This is a genomic window from Diaphorobacter sp. LI3 (genome assembly GCF_022807955.1).
GTDB classification, from domain to species: Bacteria; Pseudomonadota; Gammaproteobacteria; order Burkholderiales; family Burkholderiaceae_C; genus Diaphorobacter; species Diaphorobacter nitroreducens.
In genome coordinates, this window is sequence record NZ_CP094346.1 from 1,765,292 (window position 1) to 1,781,370 (window position 16,079).

The window sequence follows — 16,079 nt, forward strand, 5'->3', positions numbered from 1 at the left end:
GTTACTCAGTCCTGCTCGGCCAGCAGGTCTTGCAGGGCCTTGACCTGTTGGCGCAGGCGCTCGTTTTCGGCCTCCAGTTCCGCCACGCGCTGCTGCAGCTTTGCGGCGTCGGGGGCGGCCGTCGATTCCGGCCCGGCGGTGCCGTCGGCCTCCGTTGCGGCGGCATCGGCCTTTGGTTTTTTCTTGCCATCGCGCACGCGCTTGGCGGCCTGCTTGAGTTCCTGCGCACCGCCGGCCGCGGCGCTCTTTTGCTCGTCCACCGGCAGGGTGGCCACCACGGCAGCGGCGTTCAAGGACAGTTCGCCCGACTTGACGGCGGCCACCACCTCCGGCGCTGCGTTCTGGTGGATGGTCTCGATGGCCTTGACCTGGGCGGCCGTCAGGCGGGCGGCGCGGGCCAGGGCCTCGCGCGTGTCCAGCGCGTCTTCGGGCACCTTGGGCACGCTGGCCAGCGCCTGGGCGACGACCGGGTCGGTGTCACCCTCCCACGGCGCTTGTTCAGGCGCTTGGGCGGCCTCGGCCTTGGCTGCCACCACGGCGGCAGCGGCCGCGGCGCGGCGCTCGGCAATGATCTCGCGCTTGCGCAGTGCCAGCACGCCGCGCTGGAACTCCGACACGCTGCGCCGCCCCAGGTGCTGGTCGATCATCCACAGGTGCACGTCCTCCATGTTCTGAAAGCGGGTGTTCTGCACCGTCTGGAAGGGCAGGCCGTGCTTGTGGCAGATGCCGAAGCGGTTGTGGCCGTCCACGAGAATGTTGCCCCACAGCACCAGCGCGTCGCGGCAGCCCTCTGCGAGGATGCTGCGCTCCAGCGCGTCGTGCTCTTCGGGCGTGAGCGGGTCGATGTAGGCCTTGAGTTCGGGCAGGACGACGATGTCTTCAGGATTCATGGGTTCTTGGTATGGGGCGGGGCAAGAAATGGGCAAAGGCCCCGCCGGGGCCTTTGCAAAAAGAGGAGCTGCTCGCGCTTGATGGCTGGGCGTTTCGGTATCAAATCTACCTGAAACGCCCTGTGGACGGGCGCTGCCAGCTATGGTTTCAGGAAGGTTGCAGCAATCGCGCGATGAGCGCGCCTTCCACCGGGCCGTCGATCGGAATGCGCACACGCAGCGGATTGCCCGGCGCCACCTGCACGCTTTCGCCGTCCAGGTTGAACATCTGCGTGAGCTGCACCGTGCGGTTGCCGCTGGGGTGGATCACCTCCAGCGTGTCGCCCACGGCGAAGCGGTTCATGGTCTCGACCTCGGCCATGCCGTCGGCGTAGCCGCGCACCTGGCCGACGAAGTGGGCGCGCTGCAGCACGCTGTTGCCGGTCTCGTAGTTCTGGTAGTCGTTGGCCGGGCGGCGCTCCAGCAGGCCGCCGGTGTAGCCGCGGTTAGCCAGGCCTTCCAACTCGGTGATCAGGTGCGGGTTGAACGGGCGGCCTGCCACCGCGTCGTCGATCGCGCGGCGGTACACCTGGGCGGTACGCGCCACGTAGTACAGGCTCTTGGTGCGGCCCTCGATCTTGAGCGAGTCCACGCCGATCTTCACCAGGCGCTCCACATGCTCCACGGCGCGCAGGTCCTTGGAGTTCATGATGTAGGTGCCGTGCTCATCCTCCATGATGGGCATCAGTTCGCCGGGGCGGCCGATCTCCTCGATCAGGTAGACCTGGTCGGCCTTGGGGTGGCGCTGGCCGCTACCGCAGGTGCTGGTGAACTGGCTGTCGGCTTCCTCGCGCGCCTGTTCGAAGTTGAAACCCTGCTCCATGGACGTGGCCAGCGCTTCGCCGGTGTTGGGGTCCACCGCCGCGTCGTGGGTCTTGTATTCCCAGCGGCAGGCGTTGGTGCAGGTGCCCTGGTTGGGGTCGCGCCGGTTGAAGTAGCCGCTGAGCAGGCAGCGGCCCGAGTAGGCAATGCACAGCGCGCCGTGCACGAAGACCTCGATCTCCATGTCAGGGCATTCCTGGCGGATCTTCTCGATCTCGTCCAGGCTCAGTTCGCGCGAGAGGATGATGCGCGACACGCCCGCCTTCTGCCAGAACTTCACCGTGGCGTAGTTGGTGGTATTGGCCTGCACCGAGAGATGGATCTCGGTCTCGGGCCACTTTTCCTTGACCATCATGATCAGCCCCGGGTCGGCCATGATGAAGGCGTCGGGCTTGCACTGGATGACGGGCTCGATGTCGCGCAGGTAGGTGCGCACCTTGTCGTTGTGCGCGATCAGGTTGCTGGTGACGAAGAACTTCTTGCCCCGCGCGTGCGCCTCCTGGATGCCTTGGGCGATCTGCTCCAGGCGGAACTCGTTGTTGCGCGCACGCAGGCTGTAGCGCGGCTGGCCGGCGTAGATGGCGTCGGCGCCGAAGTCGTACGCCGCACGCATCTTGTCGAGCGAGCCGGCGGGCAGCAGCAGTTCGGGGGCTTTGAGGGTCATAGCCTGCAATTTTCGCTGATGTGCGGGGTGAGGGTGGGGCGCGTGGGTAATGACCGGGTTGGGGTCTTTGGGGCGGTTGCTTTGCGTTGTCGGCGGTGGCAGTTGGAAGGATTAGGAGGGGTGTGTGACGTAGGGTCGAGAGGCTGGGGCGAGAGCGGACTGCTCGCCGGTGGCGGAGTTTGGCCCCCAGCGGCTTGTGCCGGACGCTAATCCGACGCCACGAACCGTGGCTCAACGCCGCGTGCGCCCGGCCTTCCCTTGGATGCCATGAACAGGTATATCCAAGACGAGGGCCTGTTCACATCCGTGCCAACAGGCCCTAGCTTCGTGGCATCGCCTCGAAATCGCTCGGGGCGGCGGCGCGGAAGGCGGGCAGCGCTTCACAGTGTTCGGCCAGTGAGATCAGCGCGGCGTGGGCGGACGGTGACAGCACTTCATCCATCCGGTCCTGCATGTACCAGATCAGCGTGGTGATCATCACATCGGCATGGGTGAGTGCCGCCCCGCAGGCATACGGTGTGGCAAGGCGTTTGGTCAGTTCGTCGAGACCAGCGCGTGCCTGGCCAAGGCAGCGATCCAGCCAGACGGCGCTGCGGTGTTCGGGGCGGTGAAAGTGCCTCTCGTACACCACAGCCGCGACCTTTTCGAGGGTGCCTTGCGCCAGTGCCGTCATCTGGAGAACGCGCCGGCGTTCGGGGCCGGAGCGGGGGATCAGCGCCGCGTCGCCTGCCTGCTCATCGAGATGATCCAGGATGGATGCGCTGTCGATCAGCACTTCGCCATCGTCGAGGACGAGGGCCGGGATGCGGGTCAGCGGGCTGATCCTCCCGATTGCTGCCGCATCGCCAAAGATGGATCGCGTATCGCGGGTGAAGGGGATGCCGTAGTGATGCAGCGCGATGGCGACACGGCGCGTGACGGGGCTGTCATATTGGCCGACGAGGATCATGGGCAGGTCTTCCATCTCAAACAACGCGCTTCGAGGATCCTGAATGTATGCGGCGACAGCCTCCCCATCAGCCGCCCTTCGTAAAGGCAGGCTCTGGCCGATGACAGCCCATGCGCGCTCAATGCGCTAAACCCGCCGCTTGTCCAGCTTGCGCGTGAGTGTGCGGCGGTGCATGCCCAGGCGGCGCGCGGCCTCGGAGATGTTGAAGCCCGTCTCGGCCAGCACTTCGTGGATGCGCTCCCACTCCAGCGTCTTGATGGAGCTGGCGCGGTTGGTCAGTTCCACGTCGGCATTGCCTTCGGTAAGGCCGAAGGCGGCCTCGATATCGTCAGTGTTCGATGGCTTGGCCAGGTAGTGGCAGGCACCCAGCTTCACGGCCTCGACGGCGGTGGCAATGCTGGCGTAGCCCGTGAGCACGACGATGAGCATGTCCGGGTTGGCCGCGTGCAGCGCCCGTACGCAGGCCAGGCCTGTGGCCTCGCCCTTGAGTTTGAGGTCCACGACGGCATAGTCGGGCGTGTGCCCGGCCAGCAGTGCTTCGGCCTGTGCCAGGCTATCGGCGTGCAGCACGCGGTAGCCGCGCCGCTCGAACGAACGGGCCAGCGTGCGCGCGAAGGCCTCGTCGTCTTCCACAATGAGCAGCAAGCGTTCAGCGTCCATGGTGCGTGGGTGTCTCCTGCAACGCAATCGCGGCTAGCGGCAGCGTGATCGTGACCTGGGCGCCGCCGCCCGGAAGGTTGCGTGCCTGCACGGTGCCCCCCAGGGTGCGCGCCACGTTCATTGCCAGGAACAGGCCCAGCCCGCCGCCGGGGCGGCCCTTGCTGGACTGGTAGGGCTTGCCGAACTGCGACAGCATGGCCGGCGCGAAGCCGGGGCCATTGTCTGTGACGGTAATGCGCAGCAGGCCTTGATCACGCTCGGCCACCAGGCCGACCCGGTGGGGCGATGCGTCGCGGGCATTGTCCAACACATTGAAAACCATTTGCTGCAGCGTGACATCGGACACCATGGGGGTGTCCTGGCCGAAGCGGTTGTCATAGGTGAACTCGTCAACCGAGCGCGTGGCCTGCCACTCGCTGGCGAGCGTGTCCAGGAACTGGCACACGGTGGTCTGCGCCGATGCCTCGCCGCGCGTCTCGCCGGCGGACATCAGGATGCCGCTGACGATGGTCTTGCAGCGCTGCACCTGCGCCTGCATCTCGGCCACGTCTTCCTGCAGCGCGGGGTTGGCGGCCAATGCAGGATCACGCTTCCAGTCCCCCAGGATCACCGCCATGGTGGCCAGCGGCGTGCCTAGCTCATGGGCCGCGCCTGAAGCCAGCAGCCCCATGCGCACCACGTGCTCTTCCTCGGCGGCGCGTTGACGTATGGCGGCCAGACGCGCGTCCCGCTGGCGCAGGTTCTGGCCGATGCGGCTGATGAAGATCACCACCAGCGCCGCGTTGAGCATGAAGCACACCAGCAGGCCCAGCACGTAGGGACTGCCCAGCCCGCGCGCGAAGTCGGGCGCCAGCTGCAATGGCACGCTGTAATGCGCCAGCAGCGCAAAGCAGGCTGCGGTGATGAGCACCATGGTCCAGATGTAGGCGCTGCGCAGCAGCGCCGCGCCCAGCGCCACCTGCAGCAGGTACAAGAAGACGAATGGGTTGCGGATGCCCCCGCTCAGATACAGCTGCACGGTGAGCACGGCCACGTCCACCAACAGCGCCAGAAACAGCTCCACATTGCGCACGCCGCGGCCGGTGCGCCAGCGCACGAAGCTCACCGCGTTGTAGAGCACCAGGCAACCCACCACCATGAGCATCTCGCGCAGGGGCAGGGGAAGCTGCAGCACGTAGTGCGCCACCTCGATGGTGAACACCTGGCCCACCACGGCGATCCAGCGCAACTGGATGAGCTGGTGCAGGTTTTTCAGCCCGGCCGCGGCATCGGCCGAGCGCGCCTTCAAGGCGGGCGGGGAGGCGGAGGGGGTGGAGGTGGCGGAAGCTGTCATCGGGAGCGCAAGGTGGCGCGCAGGCGAAGCTCGTAGCGTGCCACATACGCAGCCGCTGCCGCCACCATGGCGGCCAGCCCGAACCAGGTGATGGCATACACCAGGTGGCTGTTGTGGAAGCGAACCACCGTTAGTCCCGGGCGGGGCCAGGGACCGGCGGTGGTGGAAGTCTCGGCATCCATCGGCGCTGGGGCGTTCGCGTCGGGAATGCCCGCGTCGATGAAAAACGGGGCCGCGGCGTCCAGGCCCTGGGCCTGGGCGATGGCCGCCACGTCGCGCGAATGCCAGCGCTGCGCCCCGGGGTCGTTGCGGCGCAGGAAGCCGCCTCCGGGCTCGCTCATGCGCAACAGGCCCTGCAGCTGTACGGCTTCGCCTTCCTGCATGCCGGGGCCGCCAGCGGCCCACTGGGCGCGCTGCGCCTGGGGGATGAAGCCGCGGTTGACGAGCACCTGGCCGCCGCCGTCCAGCTGCAGCGGGGTCATGACCCAGAAACCCGCGCCGAGCGCCGTGGTGGCCTGGGTCAATACGGTTTTGCTGGCCAACCACTGACCCTCAGCCTGCACAGGCTGGTATTCAAAGCCAGCCGCATCCACGCCAGGCCACTGCGCGCGCGCGGGCAGCGGCACGGGCGCGGCATGCAGACGCTGCTCTACGCGTTCCATCAGGGCCAGCTTCCAGGTGCGCCGCTCCACCTGCCACCAGCCGAGGGCACAGAACACAACGAACAAGGCGATGCCCGCCAGAGCGAGCACCGCCATCGTCAGGTTGGAGTGCGCGCGGGTGCGCTGCGGCTCCGGGGCGTGCATGGTCGGAGCGGTCAAGGCGCCTTCGGTTGGTGTGCCTCGCTGCCCTGGTGCTGTGCGGCCATGGGGTTGGCGTGCGCGGGCATCATGTTGGCATTCATGTGGAACATGACCCACAACGTGCCGATGATGATCACTGCCAGGAACACGATGGTGAAGATGGTGGACAGCATCGTCCAGCCGCCCTGGATCTTGCCGTTCATGTGCAGGAAGTACACCATGTGCACCACCACCTGGACCATGGCGAAGACGCCCAGCACCAGCACGGCGGTGGTGCGGTTCTGGATCACGTCGGCCATGACCAGCCAGAACGGGATCACGGTGAGGATCACGGCGAGGATGAAGCCCTTGACGTAGTCTCCCTTGGTGACGTGCAGGTCGTCATGGTCGTGGCCATGGTCGTCGTGGCCGGCGTGAATTTCGTGTGCGCTCATTTACAGCACCCCCATCAGGTACACAAAGGTGAAGACGCCGATCCAGACCACGTCCAGGAAGTGCCAGAACATGGACAGGCAGTTCAGGCGGCGCTTGTTTTCATGGATCAGGCCGTGCTTGCTGATCTGAATCATCAATGTCACCAGCCAGATCAGGCCGAAGGTCACGTGCAGTCCGTGCGTGCCCACCAGCGTGAAGAAGGCCGACAGGAACGCGCTGCGCTGGGGTGTCGCGCCCTGGTGGATCAGGTGTGCGAACTCATACAGCTCCACGCCCAGGAAGGCCAGGCCCAGCAGGCCGGTGACGGCCAGCCAGGCCAGCGTGCCGCGCGCGTTGCCCGCCTGCTTTTGCAGCATGGCAAAGCCGAAGGTGATGGACGACGTCAGCAGGAAGGCCGTGTTGATGGCTACCAGAGACAAGTCGAACAGCTGCGCGCCCGTGGGGCCCGCAGCGTAGCTGCGGCCCAGCACGCCGTACGTGGCGAACAGCGCTGCGAAGATGAGACAGTCGCTCATCAGGTAGAGCCAGAAGCCCAGGGACGTGCCGTTCTCAGGGTGGGGCTCATGCGCGAGGTGGTACTCGCGCGGTGCCAGGGCGGCGGTGCCGCCCGCTTGGAGGGTGTGCGTATTAGACATGGGCTGCGGCAAGCTGCTTGGTGCGTGCGTCTTCCGTGGCGGCCACTTCGGCTGCCGGAATGTAGTAGTCACGCTTGTAGTTGAAGGTGTGGATGATCGAGGCCAGCACGGTCGCGGCGAACGAGGCGATCGCCAGCGGCCACATGTGCCAGATCATGGCGAAACCGAACACGGTGGACAGCGCGGCGATCACCACGCCGGCGCCAGTGTTGGCGGGCATGTGGACGGGCTGGAAGCCGGTCAGCGGGCGCTTGTAGCCGTGCTTCTTCATGTCCCACCAGGCGTCGATCTCGTGCGCCACGGGCGTGAAGGCGAAGTTGTACTGCGGCGGGGGCGAGGAGGTGGCCCACTCCAGCGTGCGGCCGTCCCAGGGGTCGCCGGTCACGTCGCGCAGCTGGTCGCGCTTGAGGTAGCTCACGAACAGCTGGATGAAGAAGCAGGCGATGCCCGCCGCGATCAGGCATACGCCCACCGCGGAGATGATGAACCAGATGTGCAGCGAAGCGTCTTCCACATGGTTGACGCGGCGTGTGATGCCCATCAGGCCCAGGATGTACAGCGGCGTGAACGTGACCCAGAAGCCAGTCAACCAGAACCAGAACGATGCCTTGCCCCAGGACTCGATCAGGCGGAAACCGAAGGCCTTGGGGAACCAGAAGTTGATGGCAGCGAACACGGCGAACACCACGCCGCCGATGATCACGTTGTGGAAGTGCGCGACCAGGAACAGGCTGTTGTGCAGCACGAAGTCGGCCGGGGGCACGGCCAGCAGCACGCCAGTCATGCCGCCGATGGCGAAGGTGCACATGAAGCCCACCGTCCACAGCATGGGCACGCTGAAGCGGATGCGGCCCTTGTACATGGTGAACAGCCAGTTGAAGATCTTGGCGCCCGTCGGGATCGAGATGATCATCGTCGTGATGCCGAAGAAGGTGTTAACCGTGGCGCCCGAGCCCATGGTGAAGAAGTGGTGCAGCCACACCAGGTACGACAGGATGGTGATACACACCGTGGCGTACACCATGGAGGTGTAGCCGAACAGGCGCTTGCGCGAGAACGTGGCGACGACCTCGGAGAACACGCCGAAGGCCGGCAGCACCAGGATGTAGACCTCGGGGTGGCCCCAGATCCAGATCAGGTTCACGTACAGCATGGAGTTGCCCCCCAGGTCGTTCGTGAAGAAGTTGGTGCCGATATAGCGGTCCAGCGACATCAGCACCAGCGCTGCCGTCAGCACGGGGAACGAGGCGACGATCAGCGCGTTGGTGCACAGCGCGGTCCAGGTGAACACGGGCATCTTCATCAGGTTCATGCCCGGCGCGCGCATCTTGATGATGGTGACGATCAGGTTGATGCCCGACAAGGTGGTGCCCACCCCCGCAATCTGCAGGCCCCAGATGTAATAGTCGAGACCCACGCCAGGGTCCTGCGCCCCGAGGTTGGACAGCGCCAGCCAGCCGGAGGTGGAGAACTCGCCCAGGAACAGCGAGATCATCACCAGCACGGCGCCGCCGGTGGTCATCCAGAAGCTGAAGTTGTTCAGGAAGGGAAACGACACGTCGCGCGCGCCGATCTGCAGCGGCACGAGGTAGTTCATCAGGCCCGTGACGAAGGGCATGGCCACGAAGAAGATCATGATCACGCCGTGGGCCGTGAAGATCTGGTCGTAGTGGTGCGGCGGCAGGTAGCCCATGCTCTCGCCCACAGCCATGGCCTGCTGCAGGCGCATCATCACCGCGTCGGCGAAGCCGCGCAGGAACATGACCAGGCCCAGGATCATGTACATGATGCCGATCTTCTTGTGGTCGATGGAGCAGATCCAGTCGCGCCACAGCGGGCCCCACAGGCGGAACTTGGTGAGGCCGGCCAGCATCACGATGCCACCCAGGACCACCGCGATGAAGGTCCACAGCACGATGGGCTCGTGCGCCATCGGGATCGAGTCCCAGGTGATGCGGCCCAACAGCCAGTGGGCTGGGGTAGTTTGTTCAGACAACATATCGAATCTCTTGGCTAATGGGCCCGGCGCCGGCTTGGCGCCCGCGTCGGGTCCGTCAAATTCACTGTTGGGTGGTGGCCTCGGGGAGGGCGGCTGCGGGCTGCAGCGCGGCCAGGATCTGTGGCGCGTTGCCGGCGGTGCATACGTCCTGCGGCAGCGTCAGACCGTTGGCTTTGACGAAGGCTTCGCCGCCGAGCGCGTCGATGGCCATCATGTCGTGCATGCACATCTGCCCGTCTTCCACGCAGCGGTTGAGCACCTTGCCGTACAGGCCGTCTTCCACGGTGGAAAAGCGCTGCACGGGGTCGCGCTGGCTGGGCTTGGCCAGTTGCAGGTAGGTGGTCTTGTCCAGGGGCTTGCCTTCAGTCTTGGCCTTGTCCACCCACTGGGCGAACTCGGCATCGCTCAGGCCGTGGAACTTGAAGGTCATGCCGGAGAAGCCGGGGCCGCTGTAGTGCGAGGCGAGGCCATGGAACACGCCGGGCTTGTTGATGATGGCGTTCAGCTCGGTCTGCATGCCAGGCATGGCGTAGATCATGCCGGCCAGGTCGGGCACGTAGAACGCGTTCATGGTCGACGTGGCGGTGAGCTTGAACAGGATCGGGCGGTCCACTGGCGCGGCCACCTCGTTCACCGTGGCAATGCCCTGCTCGGGGTAGAAGAACAGCCACTTCCAGTCCATGGCCACCACCTGTACTTCCAGCGGTTTGACGTCGGCGGCCAGCGCGCGCTGGGCGTCGATGCGGTCCAGAGGGCGGTAGGGGTCCAGCTTGTGGGTAGCGATCCAGGTCAGCGCGCCCAGGGCAATGATGATCATCAGCGGCACGCTCCAGATCACCAGCTCCAGCGAGGTGGAGTGGTGCCAGTCGGGGTCGTACTCGGCGTCGGTGTTGCCCTGGCGGTACTTCCAGGCGAACAGCAGCGTCAGCAGGATCACCGGCACGATGACGATCAGCATCAGCACCGTGGCAGTCACCACCAGGTTGCCCTGCTGGGCAGCGATATCACCCGCCGGGTTTAATACGACGGCCTTGCTGCAACCAGCCAGGCTGGCTGCGGCCAAAGCCGCGGCGAGCCAGGTGGGCCCGCGGAGTTTCTTCAGTTGGAGCATTGCTAGGCGTGTCAAAAAGCGTGCACGGCCTTGCGTCGCGCGGGCGGGCGCGGCGCTAGGTGTAAACGCGAATTACTGGACGGAGACGAATGTAATACGCCTAGCGCATTTGTCGATTGGACATTTTGTCCAGGGTCAAACTTATGGCGTGATGGCAGGCCGGATGCGGCCTGCAGGCGCGACCATGGCGGCGCGGATGGCCGACTGGGCGTGAGGGTTTTCCCGCGCGGGACGTCAGTGTAAGCGTACTTGTTGACCGCGGGGCTTGCGTGTAGAACGGAGCTGTGTCTGCAAAGCCAAGGAGTACGGTCATGAGTAGCGGTTCCGTCGCATACCCCGTTTACGGCCCCGAGAGCGCGGCATCGCTGTCGCGCGCGCACACCGACGAAGACGTCACCCCGGGCGAGATCGCCGTGGGCGTGATCATCGGGCGCGCGTCGGAGTATTTCGACTTCTTCGTATTCGGGATCGCTTGCGTGCTGGTCTTCCCGTCGCTGTTGTTCCCCTTCATGTCGCGGCTGGACGGCACGCTCATGGCCTTTGCCATCTTTGCCATCGCCTTCATCGCCCGGCCGCTGGGCACCGCCATCTCCATGGCCGTGCAGCGGCGCTGGGGGCGCGGCACCAAGCTGACGCTGGCGCTGTTCCTGCTGGGCGGCTGTACGGTGAGCATGGCCTTCCTGCCCAGCTACCAGGTGGCGGGGCTGGCAGCCGCCGGGGCGCTGGCGGTGCTGCGCTTCGGCCAGGGGCTGGCGCTGGGCGGCTCCTGGGACGGGCTACCGTCGCTGCTGGCGATGGCGGCACCGCCGGAGCGCCGCGGCTGGTATTCCATGGTGGGGCAACTGGGCGCGCCCGTAGGGTTTGCATTGGCCGCCGGGTTGTTCGCCTACCTGTACGGCAGCCTCTCCAGCGAAGAATTCCTGGCCTGGGGCTGGCGCTACCCGTTCTGCGTGGCCTTTGCGATCAACGTGGTGGCGCTGTTTGCGCGGCTGCGCCTGGTGGTGGGGCAGTCCTATGCCGAATTGCTGCAAGAGAAGGAACTGGAGCCCGTGGGCGTGGCCCGCGTGATGCGCGAAGAGGGGAGCAATGTGGTGCTGGGCGCCTTTGCGGCACTGGCCAGCTTCGCACTCTTTCACGTGGTGACGGTGTTCTCGCTGTCGTGGTTCGCCCTGTTCTCCGACCGCTCCATGGCCGAGGTGCTGTGCGTGCAGATCGCCGGCGCATTCCTGGCCATCGGCGCGGTGGTGGTGTCGGGGCGGTTGGCCGACCGCATGGGCCGGCGCAACCTGCTGGGCTCCATGGCCGTGCTGATTGGCCTGTTCAGCCTGGCCACACCCTGGCTGCTGGGCGGTGGCGCGGTGGGCGGCACGGTGTTCCTGCTGCTGGGCTTCGTGCTGCTGGGCCTGTCGTACGGCCAGGCATCGGGCACGGTGACGGCCAACTTCTCCACCCTGCACCGCTACACCGGGGCGGCACTGTCGTCCGACCTGGCCTGGCTGATCGGCGCGGCCTTCGCGCCGTTGGTGGCTCTGGGGTTGTCGGCACGTTTCGGGCTGGGGGCGGTGACGCTGTATCTGCTGTCGGGCGTGGTCTGCACACTCGGCGCGTTGCGTATCAATCGCCTCATCGAGCAGCGCAGCTGAGTTCGACTGGCTGTCGGCTGTTCTCGAAAATGATAGCTGCCGGCGCTTGCTGCAACTAGGGTTCACAGTGTTTTCAATGTGAAACCCTTGAGGGACAAGCGCAGGCAGCTCTCTTTTTTGCTTCAGTCGCGCGGGCGGAAGCCGATCACCAGGGACGACGGCACGCGGCCGTCCACGTCGCGTGGCAGGGTTTCCGTGCGGTGCAGCGCACGAATCACCGCGTCGTCCCACGCCTTGTTGCCGCTGGACTGGGTGATGCGCGCGCCGACGATGGTGCCGTCCGGAGCGGCGCGCACCTCGACCTCGGCGCGCGGGTTGCCCGAGATGGTGTCGGGATAGACGATGTTGGGGCGTACCTTGGCGGCCACCTTGCCACCGTAGCTGCCCGAGGGGCCGGAGCTGCGCTGCGCGGTGCCCGTGGCGGTCTCGCCGCCCGTGGCGCCTGCCAGCCCCTGCATGCGGCGCAGGTTCTCCTGGCGGCGCGCCTCGGCCTCCTTGGCTTCACGGGCTTCCTCGGCCTTGCGGCGCTTGTCCTCGGCCAGCTTCTTCTGTTTGTCCTGCTCGGCCTTGGCGGCCTTCTCCTTCTCGGCCTTTTCGCGTTCGGCTTTCTCGCGCTCGGCCTTTTGCTGCGCCAGCAGGCGTTCCTTCTTCTCCTGCTCCAGCCGCTCGCGGCGCTCTTCTTCCTTGCGCTCGCGTTCGCGCTTCTCGCGCTCCAGTTGCTGTTCGCGCTTTTTCTTTTCTTCTTCCAGGCGCTTCTTCTGCTGCTGCAGGGCGATATCGGCCTCGCGCGTGTCGGCTTGCTCCGGACGCGGTGGTGGCGGTGGAGGCGGCGGTGCGGGCGCGGGCTCTGGTGCGGGGGTAGGGGCCGGAGCAGGGGGTAGGGGCGGCTCCACGGCGCGCGGCGCCGCTTGCTGGGGGACGGCAGACCAGAGTTCGGCCTCCACCGCCGGTTGGTCGGAACTGCTCTTCCAGTTCACGCCCCAGGTCAGCGCGCCGATCAGCGCGGCATGGGCGAGTACCGCCAGGGCGATGGCCCGCATGCGTCCGGGCGGGCGGGGCGGGGCAAACTGGTCGCGGTCGTTCGTGGCGTGCATTAGATCGTGTGAAAGTTCTCGTCAGCCGCCGCTCTTCACCGCCAGGGCGACGCGTGCCACGCCCGCCTGTTGCAGCGCAGACATGGCCTTCATCACCGCGTCGTACGACACGTTCTTGTCGGCGCTGATGAGCACGGGTGTGTCCTCTGGCTGGTCCTTGAGCCAGTTCTTGGCGGTGGCGCCCAGGTTTTGCAGCGGCACGGTGCGTTCGTTGCCGTCGGCCTTGAAGCGGATGCTGCCGTCCTTGTCGACGATGACGTCCGCGCGCGTCTTGGGCACCTTGGCGCCTTTGCCCACGGAAGGCACGTTCACCGAACTGGGCGTGAGCATGGGCGCGGTCACCATGAAGATGATGAGCAGCACCAGCATCACGTCGATGAACGGCACCATGTTGATTTCGTTCATGGAGCGGCGGCGGGTGCCGCTGCGTGAGGCCATGGCAGGCATTTCAGTTCTCCATTGCGCTGAGCAGTGCGCGCTGTGGATAAAACGGACGTGTCCGATGCCAGCAGACGCCGCGCAAGGGCCGTCTCGCCGCGCTGAGCAATCGATCCCCTTTCCCGCAGTGCGTAGCGCTGCGAGAGAAGGGGGAAGCCGCGCAGCGGCTCAGGGGGATGTCCTTCATCTCAATGCCCCGAGGGGGACGCGGGGTGTGCGCCCAGGTTGCGCTGCAGGATGTTGGAGAACTCCTCGATGAAGGTCTCCTGGTGCGTCGCCACGCGGTCGATGTCGCGTGCGAAGCGGTTGTACGCAATCACGGCGGGAATGGCGGCAAACAGGCCGATGGCGGTGGCCACCAGCGCTTCGGCGATGCCGGGCGCCACCGTGGCGAGCGTTACCTGCTCCATGCCGGCGAAACCGGTGAAGGCGTGCATGATGCCCCAGACGGTGCCGAACAGGCCCACATAGGGCGACACCGAGGCCACCGAGCCGAGGAACGAGAGGCTGGACTCGATCACGTCCATCTCGCGCTGGAAGCTCGCGCGCATGGCGCGGCGCGCGCCGTCCAGCAGTGTGCCGGGGTCGCTGATGCGGCGTTCCCGCAGCTTTTGGTATTCGCGCATGCCGCTGGCGAAGATGCGCTCCATCGGGCCCGCGCTCTTGGCGTTGTGCGTGGCGCTGGCGTACAGGTCGTTCAGGCTGGTGCCCGACCAGAAGTCGCGCTCGAAGTCTTCGTTCAGGGCCTTCACGCGCTTGAGTGCGAACAGCTTGCGGAAGATGGCGGCCCAGCTGGCCACGGAAACCGCGAGCAGCAGCAGCATCACCAGCTGCACCACCCAGCTGGCATTGAGCACCAGGCTCAAGATGGACATGTCTTGGGAATTCATGATGAGGAGAGTCGTTCCAAAAGGGACCCCGGAATGCGTGCAGGGCGCATGGTGGCGGCATCCACCCAGCCGATGCGGATGGTGCCTTCGCACAGCAGTGCGGGGGGAGAGTCGGGGATCATCTGCTCTGGTTTCAAGAGCGCCTGCTGCTCGATTGTGAGCGAAGCGCGGCCCCCTTCGCGCAGGCTGGCGGTAACAATCAGTTCATCGTCCAGGCGGGCGGGGCGCAGGTAGCGCAGGCGTGCGTCGGTTACGACAAACATGCCGCCCGTGAGTTCCCGCAATCGTTGCTGGCCCAGGTCCCGCGAGCGCAGCCACTCGGTCCGCGCGCGCTCGAAGAACTTGAGATAGTTGGCATAGAACACGATGCCGCCGGCATCGGTGTCTTCCCAGTAAATGCGAACGGGCCACTCGAAAGCCATGCTGGCACGCCTGGATGGGGTCAGCCGATCAGGCGCTGCAGGCGCGCCACCGCTTCCTGCAACTGCGCCATGGAGTTGGCCGTGGAAAAGCGCACGAAGCGTTGGGTGTCGGCCGTGCCGAAGTCGCGCCCCGGCGTGATGGCCAGGTGGGCACGGCGCATCAGCTCGTAGGCGAAGTCCCAGCTGCCGGCGACGCCCAGGCGCTCGGCGGCCTGCGTGCAGTCGGCCCAGGCGTAGAAGGCGCCATCGGGCTGCACCGGCACCGTGAGGCCCAGGGCATCGAGTGCGGGGATGAAGTAGTCTCGCCGCGCCTTGAACTCTGCGCGGCGGCGTTCGTACTCGGCGATGCTGTCCGGCTCGAAGCAGGCCAGCGCCGCATGCTGCGACACCGTGCTGGCGCAGATGAACAGGTTCTGCGCCAGACGCTCCACCACGGGCACCATGGCTTCGGGCACCACCATCCAGCCCAGGCGCCAGCCGGTCATGTTGAAGTACTTGCTGAAGCTGTTGATGCTGATGATGTCCTCGCCCAGCGCCAGCGCCGTCTGGCCGAAGGCGTCGTCATAGGACAGGCCGAGGTAGATCTCGTCGATGATCGTGAGCCCACCCTTGCCGCGCACCACATCATGGATGCGGCGCAGTTCGTCCGGCGCAATCGAGGTGCCCGTGGGGTTGGAGGGCGATGCCAGCAGCACGCCGCGTGTCTTGGTACCCCATGCGGCCTCGACCTTGGCGGCGCTGAGCTGGAAGCGCTCCTCGGCCGTGGTGGGGATCAGCACCGCTTTGCCTTCCGCCGCGCTCACGAAGTGGCGGTTGCATGGGTAGCTGGGGTCGGGCATCAGGATCTCGTCGCCCGCGTCGATCAGCGCCAGGCAGGCCAGCTGCAGCGCGGCCGATGCGCCGGCCGTGACCACGATGCGCCGCGCCGGCACATCCACGCCAAAGCGCTCGGCATACCAGCCGCTGATGCGCTCGCGCAGCGCCTCCAGGCCCAGGGCGTTGGTGTACTGCGTGGCCCCGCTGCGCACCGCGCGGTCGGCCGCCTCCACCACCAGCGGGGGCGCGGTGAAGTCGGGCTCGCCGATGTTCAGGAAGATCATCGGCTCGCGGGTGCCGGCGACCTCGCGCGCCAGGGCCTGGGCGGCCTTGGCCACTTCCATCACGTAAAAGGGTTCGATGCGCTCGGCGCGGGTGGAAAACTTCATGGCGATGCAACGTGCAGGCACCCGCCGGCTGAGGCCAGCGGCGGGTG

Annotated in this window: 16 protein-coding genes; 1 reads left to right on the top strand and 15 read right to left on the bottom strand. The window is 66.2% G+C overall.

Features of this window, described 5'->3' with window-relative positions:
• Positions 1-5: 5 nt before the first annotated feature.
• The 10 genes from MRB47_RS08190 to cyoA form a co-directional block, all read right to left on the bottom strand.
• Positions 6-890, bottom strand: a complete 885-nt coding sequence (locus MRB47_RS08190; protein WP_252102408.1) for a plasmid replication/partition related protein — start codon at positions 888-890, stop codon at positions 6-8.
• Between the two features lie 148 nt (positions 891-1,038).
• On the bottom strand, positions 1,039-2,415 hold the full coding sequence (gene yegQ / locus MRB47_RS08195) for a tRNA 5-hydroxyuridine modification protein YegQ (RefSeq protein WP_252102409.1): 1,377 nt from the start codon (positions 2,413-2,415) through the stop codon (positions 1,039-1,041).
• A gap of 319 nt (positions 2,416-2,734) precedes the next feature.
• The gene (locus MRB47_RS08200; protein ID WP_252102410.1) at positions 2,735-3,364 is read right to left on the bottom strand and encodes a glutathione S-transferase family protein; all 630 of its coding nucleotides are present in this window, start codon (positions 3,362-3,364) and stop codon (positions 2,735-2,737) included.
• A 126-nt stretch (positions 3,365-3,490) separates the two neighbouring features.
• Positions 3,491-4,024, bottom strand: a complete 534-nt coding sequence (locus MRB47_RS08205) for a response regulator transcription factor (RefSeq protein ID WP_011805937.1) — start codon at positions 4,022-4,024, stop codon at positions 3,491-3,493.
• Entirely contained in the window at positions 4,014-5,357 is a 1,344-nt protein-coding gene (locus tag MRB47_RS08210; protein WP_252102411.1) for an ATP-binding protein, read from the bottom strand. The genes MRB47_RS08205 and MRB47_RS08210 overlap by 11 nt, the downstream gene beginning before the upstream one ends.
• A complete protein-coding gene (locus MRB47_RS08215) occupies positions 5,354-6,163 on the bottom strand; it encodes an SURF1 family protein (protein WP_252102604.1) in 810 nt (269 codons plus the stop codon). The genes MRB47_RS08210 and MRB47_RS08215 overlap by 4 nt, the downstream gene beginning before the upstream one ends.
• A gap of 11 nt (positions 6,164-6,174) precedes the next feature.
• Complete coding sequence (gene cyoD / locus MRB47_RS08220; protein ID WP_252102412.1) at positions 6,175-6,594, bottom strand: cytochrome o ubiquinol oxidase subunit IV; 420 nt, start codon at positions 6,592-6,594, stop codon at positions 6,175-6,177.
• Entirely contained in the window at positions 6,595-7,230 is a 636-nt protein-coding gene (gene cyoC, locus MRB47_RS08225) for a cytochrome o ubiquinol oxidase subunit III (protein WP_015913688.1), read from the bottom strand.
• Complete coding sequence (gene cyoB / locus MRB47_RS08230) at positions 7,223-9,229, bottom strand: cytochrome o ubiquinol oxidase subunit I (RefSeq protein WP_088886442.1); 2,007 nt, start codon at positions 9,227-9,229, stop codon at positions 7,223-7,225. Before cyoB ends, cyoC begins: the two co-directional genes overlap by 8 nt.
• Before the next feature lie 61 nt (positions 9,230-9,290).
• Positions 9,291-10,340: a ubiquinol oxidase subunit II gene (gene cyoA / locus MRB47_RS08235; protein ID WP_015913686.1), complete on the bottom strand. Its 1,050-nt coding sequence runs from the start codon at positions 10,338-10,340 to the stop codon at positions 9,291-9,293.
• 311 nt (positions 10,341-10,651) lie between these two features.
• Between cyoA and MRB47_RS08240 the strand changes: the two genes are divergently transcribed.
• Complete coding sequence (locus MRB47_RS08240) at positions 10,652-11,983, top strand: MFS transporter (protein WP_252102413.1); 1,332 nt, start codon at positions 10,652-10,654, stop codon at positions 11,981-11,983.
• 122 nt (positions 11,984-12,105) lie between these two features.
• Here the strand turns inward: MRB47_RS08240 and tolA are convergent, their stop codons facing one another.
• From tolA to MRB47_RS08265, 5 genes are all read right to left on the bottom strand, one after another.
• On the bottom strand, positions 12,106-13,077 hold the full coding sequence (gene tolA, locus MRB47_RS08245; protein ID WP_252102414.1) for a cell envelope integrity protein TolA: 972 nt from the start codon (positions 13,075-13,077) through the stop codon (positions 12,106-12,108).
• Between the two features lie 21 nt (positions 13,078-13,098).
• A complete protein-coding gene (locus MRB47_RS08250) occupies positions 13,099-13,524 on the bottom strand; it encodes an ExbD/TolR family protein (protein ID WP_011805928.1) in 426 nt (141 codons plus the stop codon).
• Positions 13,525-13,703: 179 nt separating this feature from the next.
• Complete coding sequence (gene tolQ / locus MRB47_RS08255; RefSeq protein WP_011805927.1) at positions 13,704-14,405, bottom strand: protein TolQ; 702 nt, start codon at positions 14,403-14,405, stop codon at positions 13,704-13,706.
• On the bottom strand, positions 14,402-14,827 hold the full coding sequence (locus MRB47_RS08260) for a YbgC/FadM family acyl-CoA thioesterase (RefSeq protein WP_011805926.1): 426 nt from the start codon (positions 14,825-14,827) through the stop codon (positions 14,402-14,404). The genes tolQ and MRB47_RS08260 overlap by 4 nt, the downstream gene beginning before the upstream one ends.
• Before the next feature lie 20 nt (positions 14,828-14,847).
• Positions 14,848-16,032, bottom strand: coding sequence for a pyridoxal phosphate-dependent aminotransferase (locus tag MRB47_RS08265; protein ID WP_088886446.1), 1,185 nt, complete (start codon positions 16,030-16,032; stop codon positions 14,848-14,850).
• Positions 16,033-16,079 lie beyond the last annotated feature (47 nt).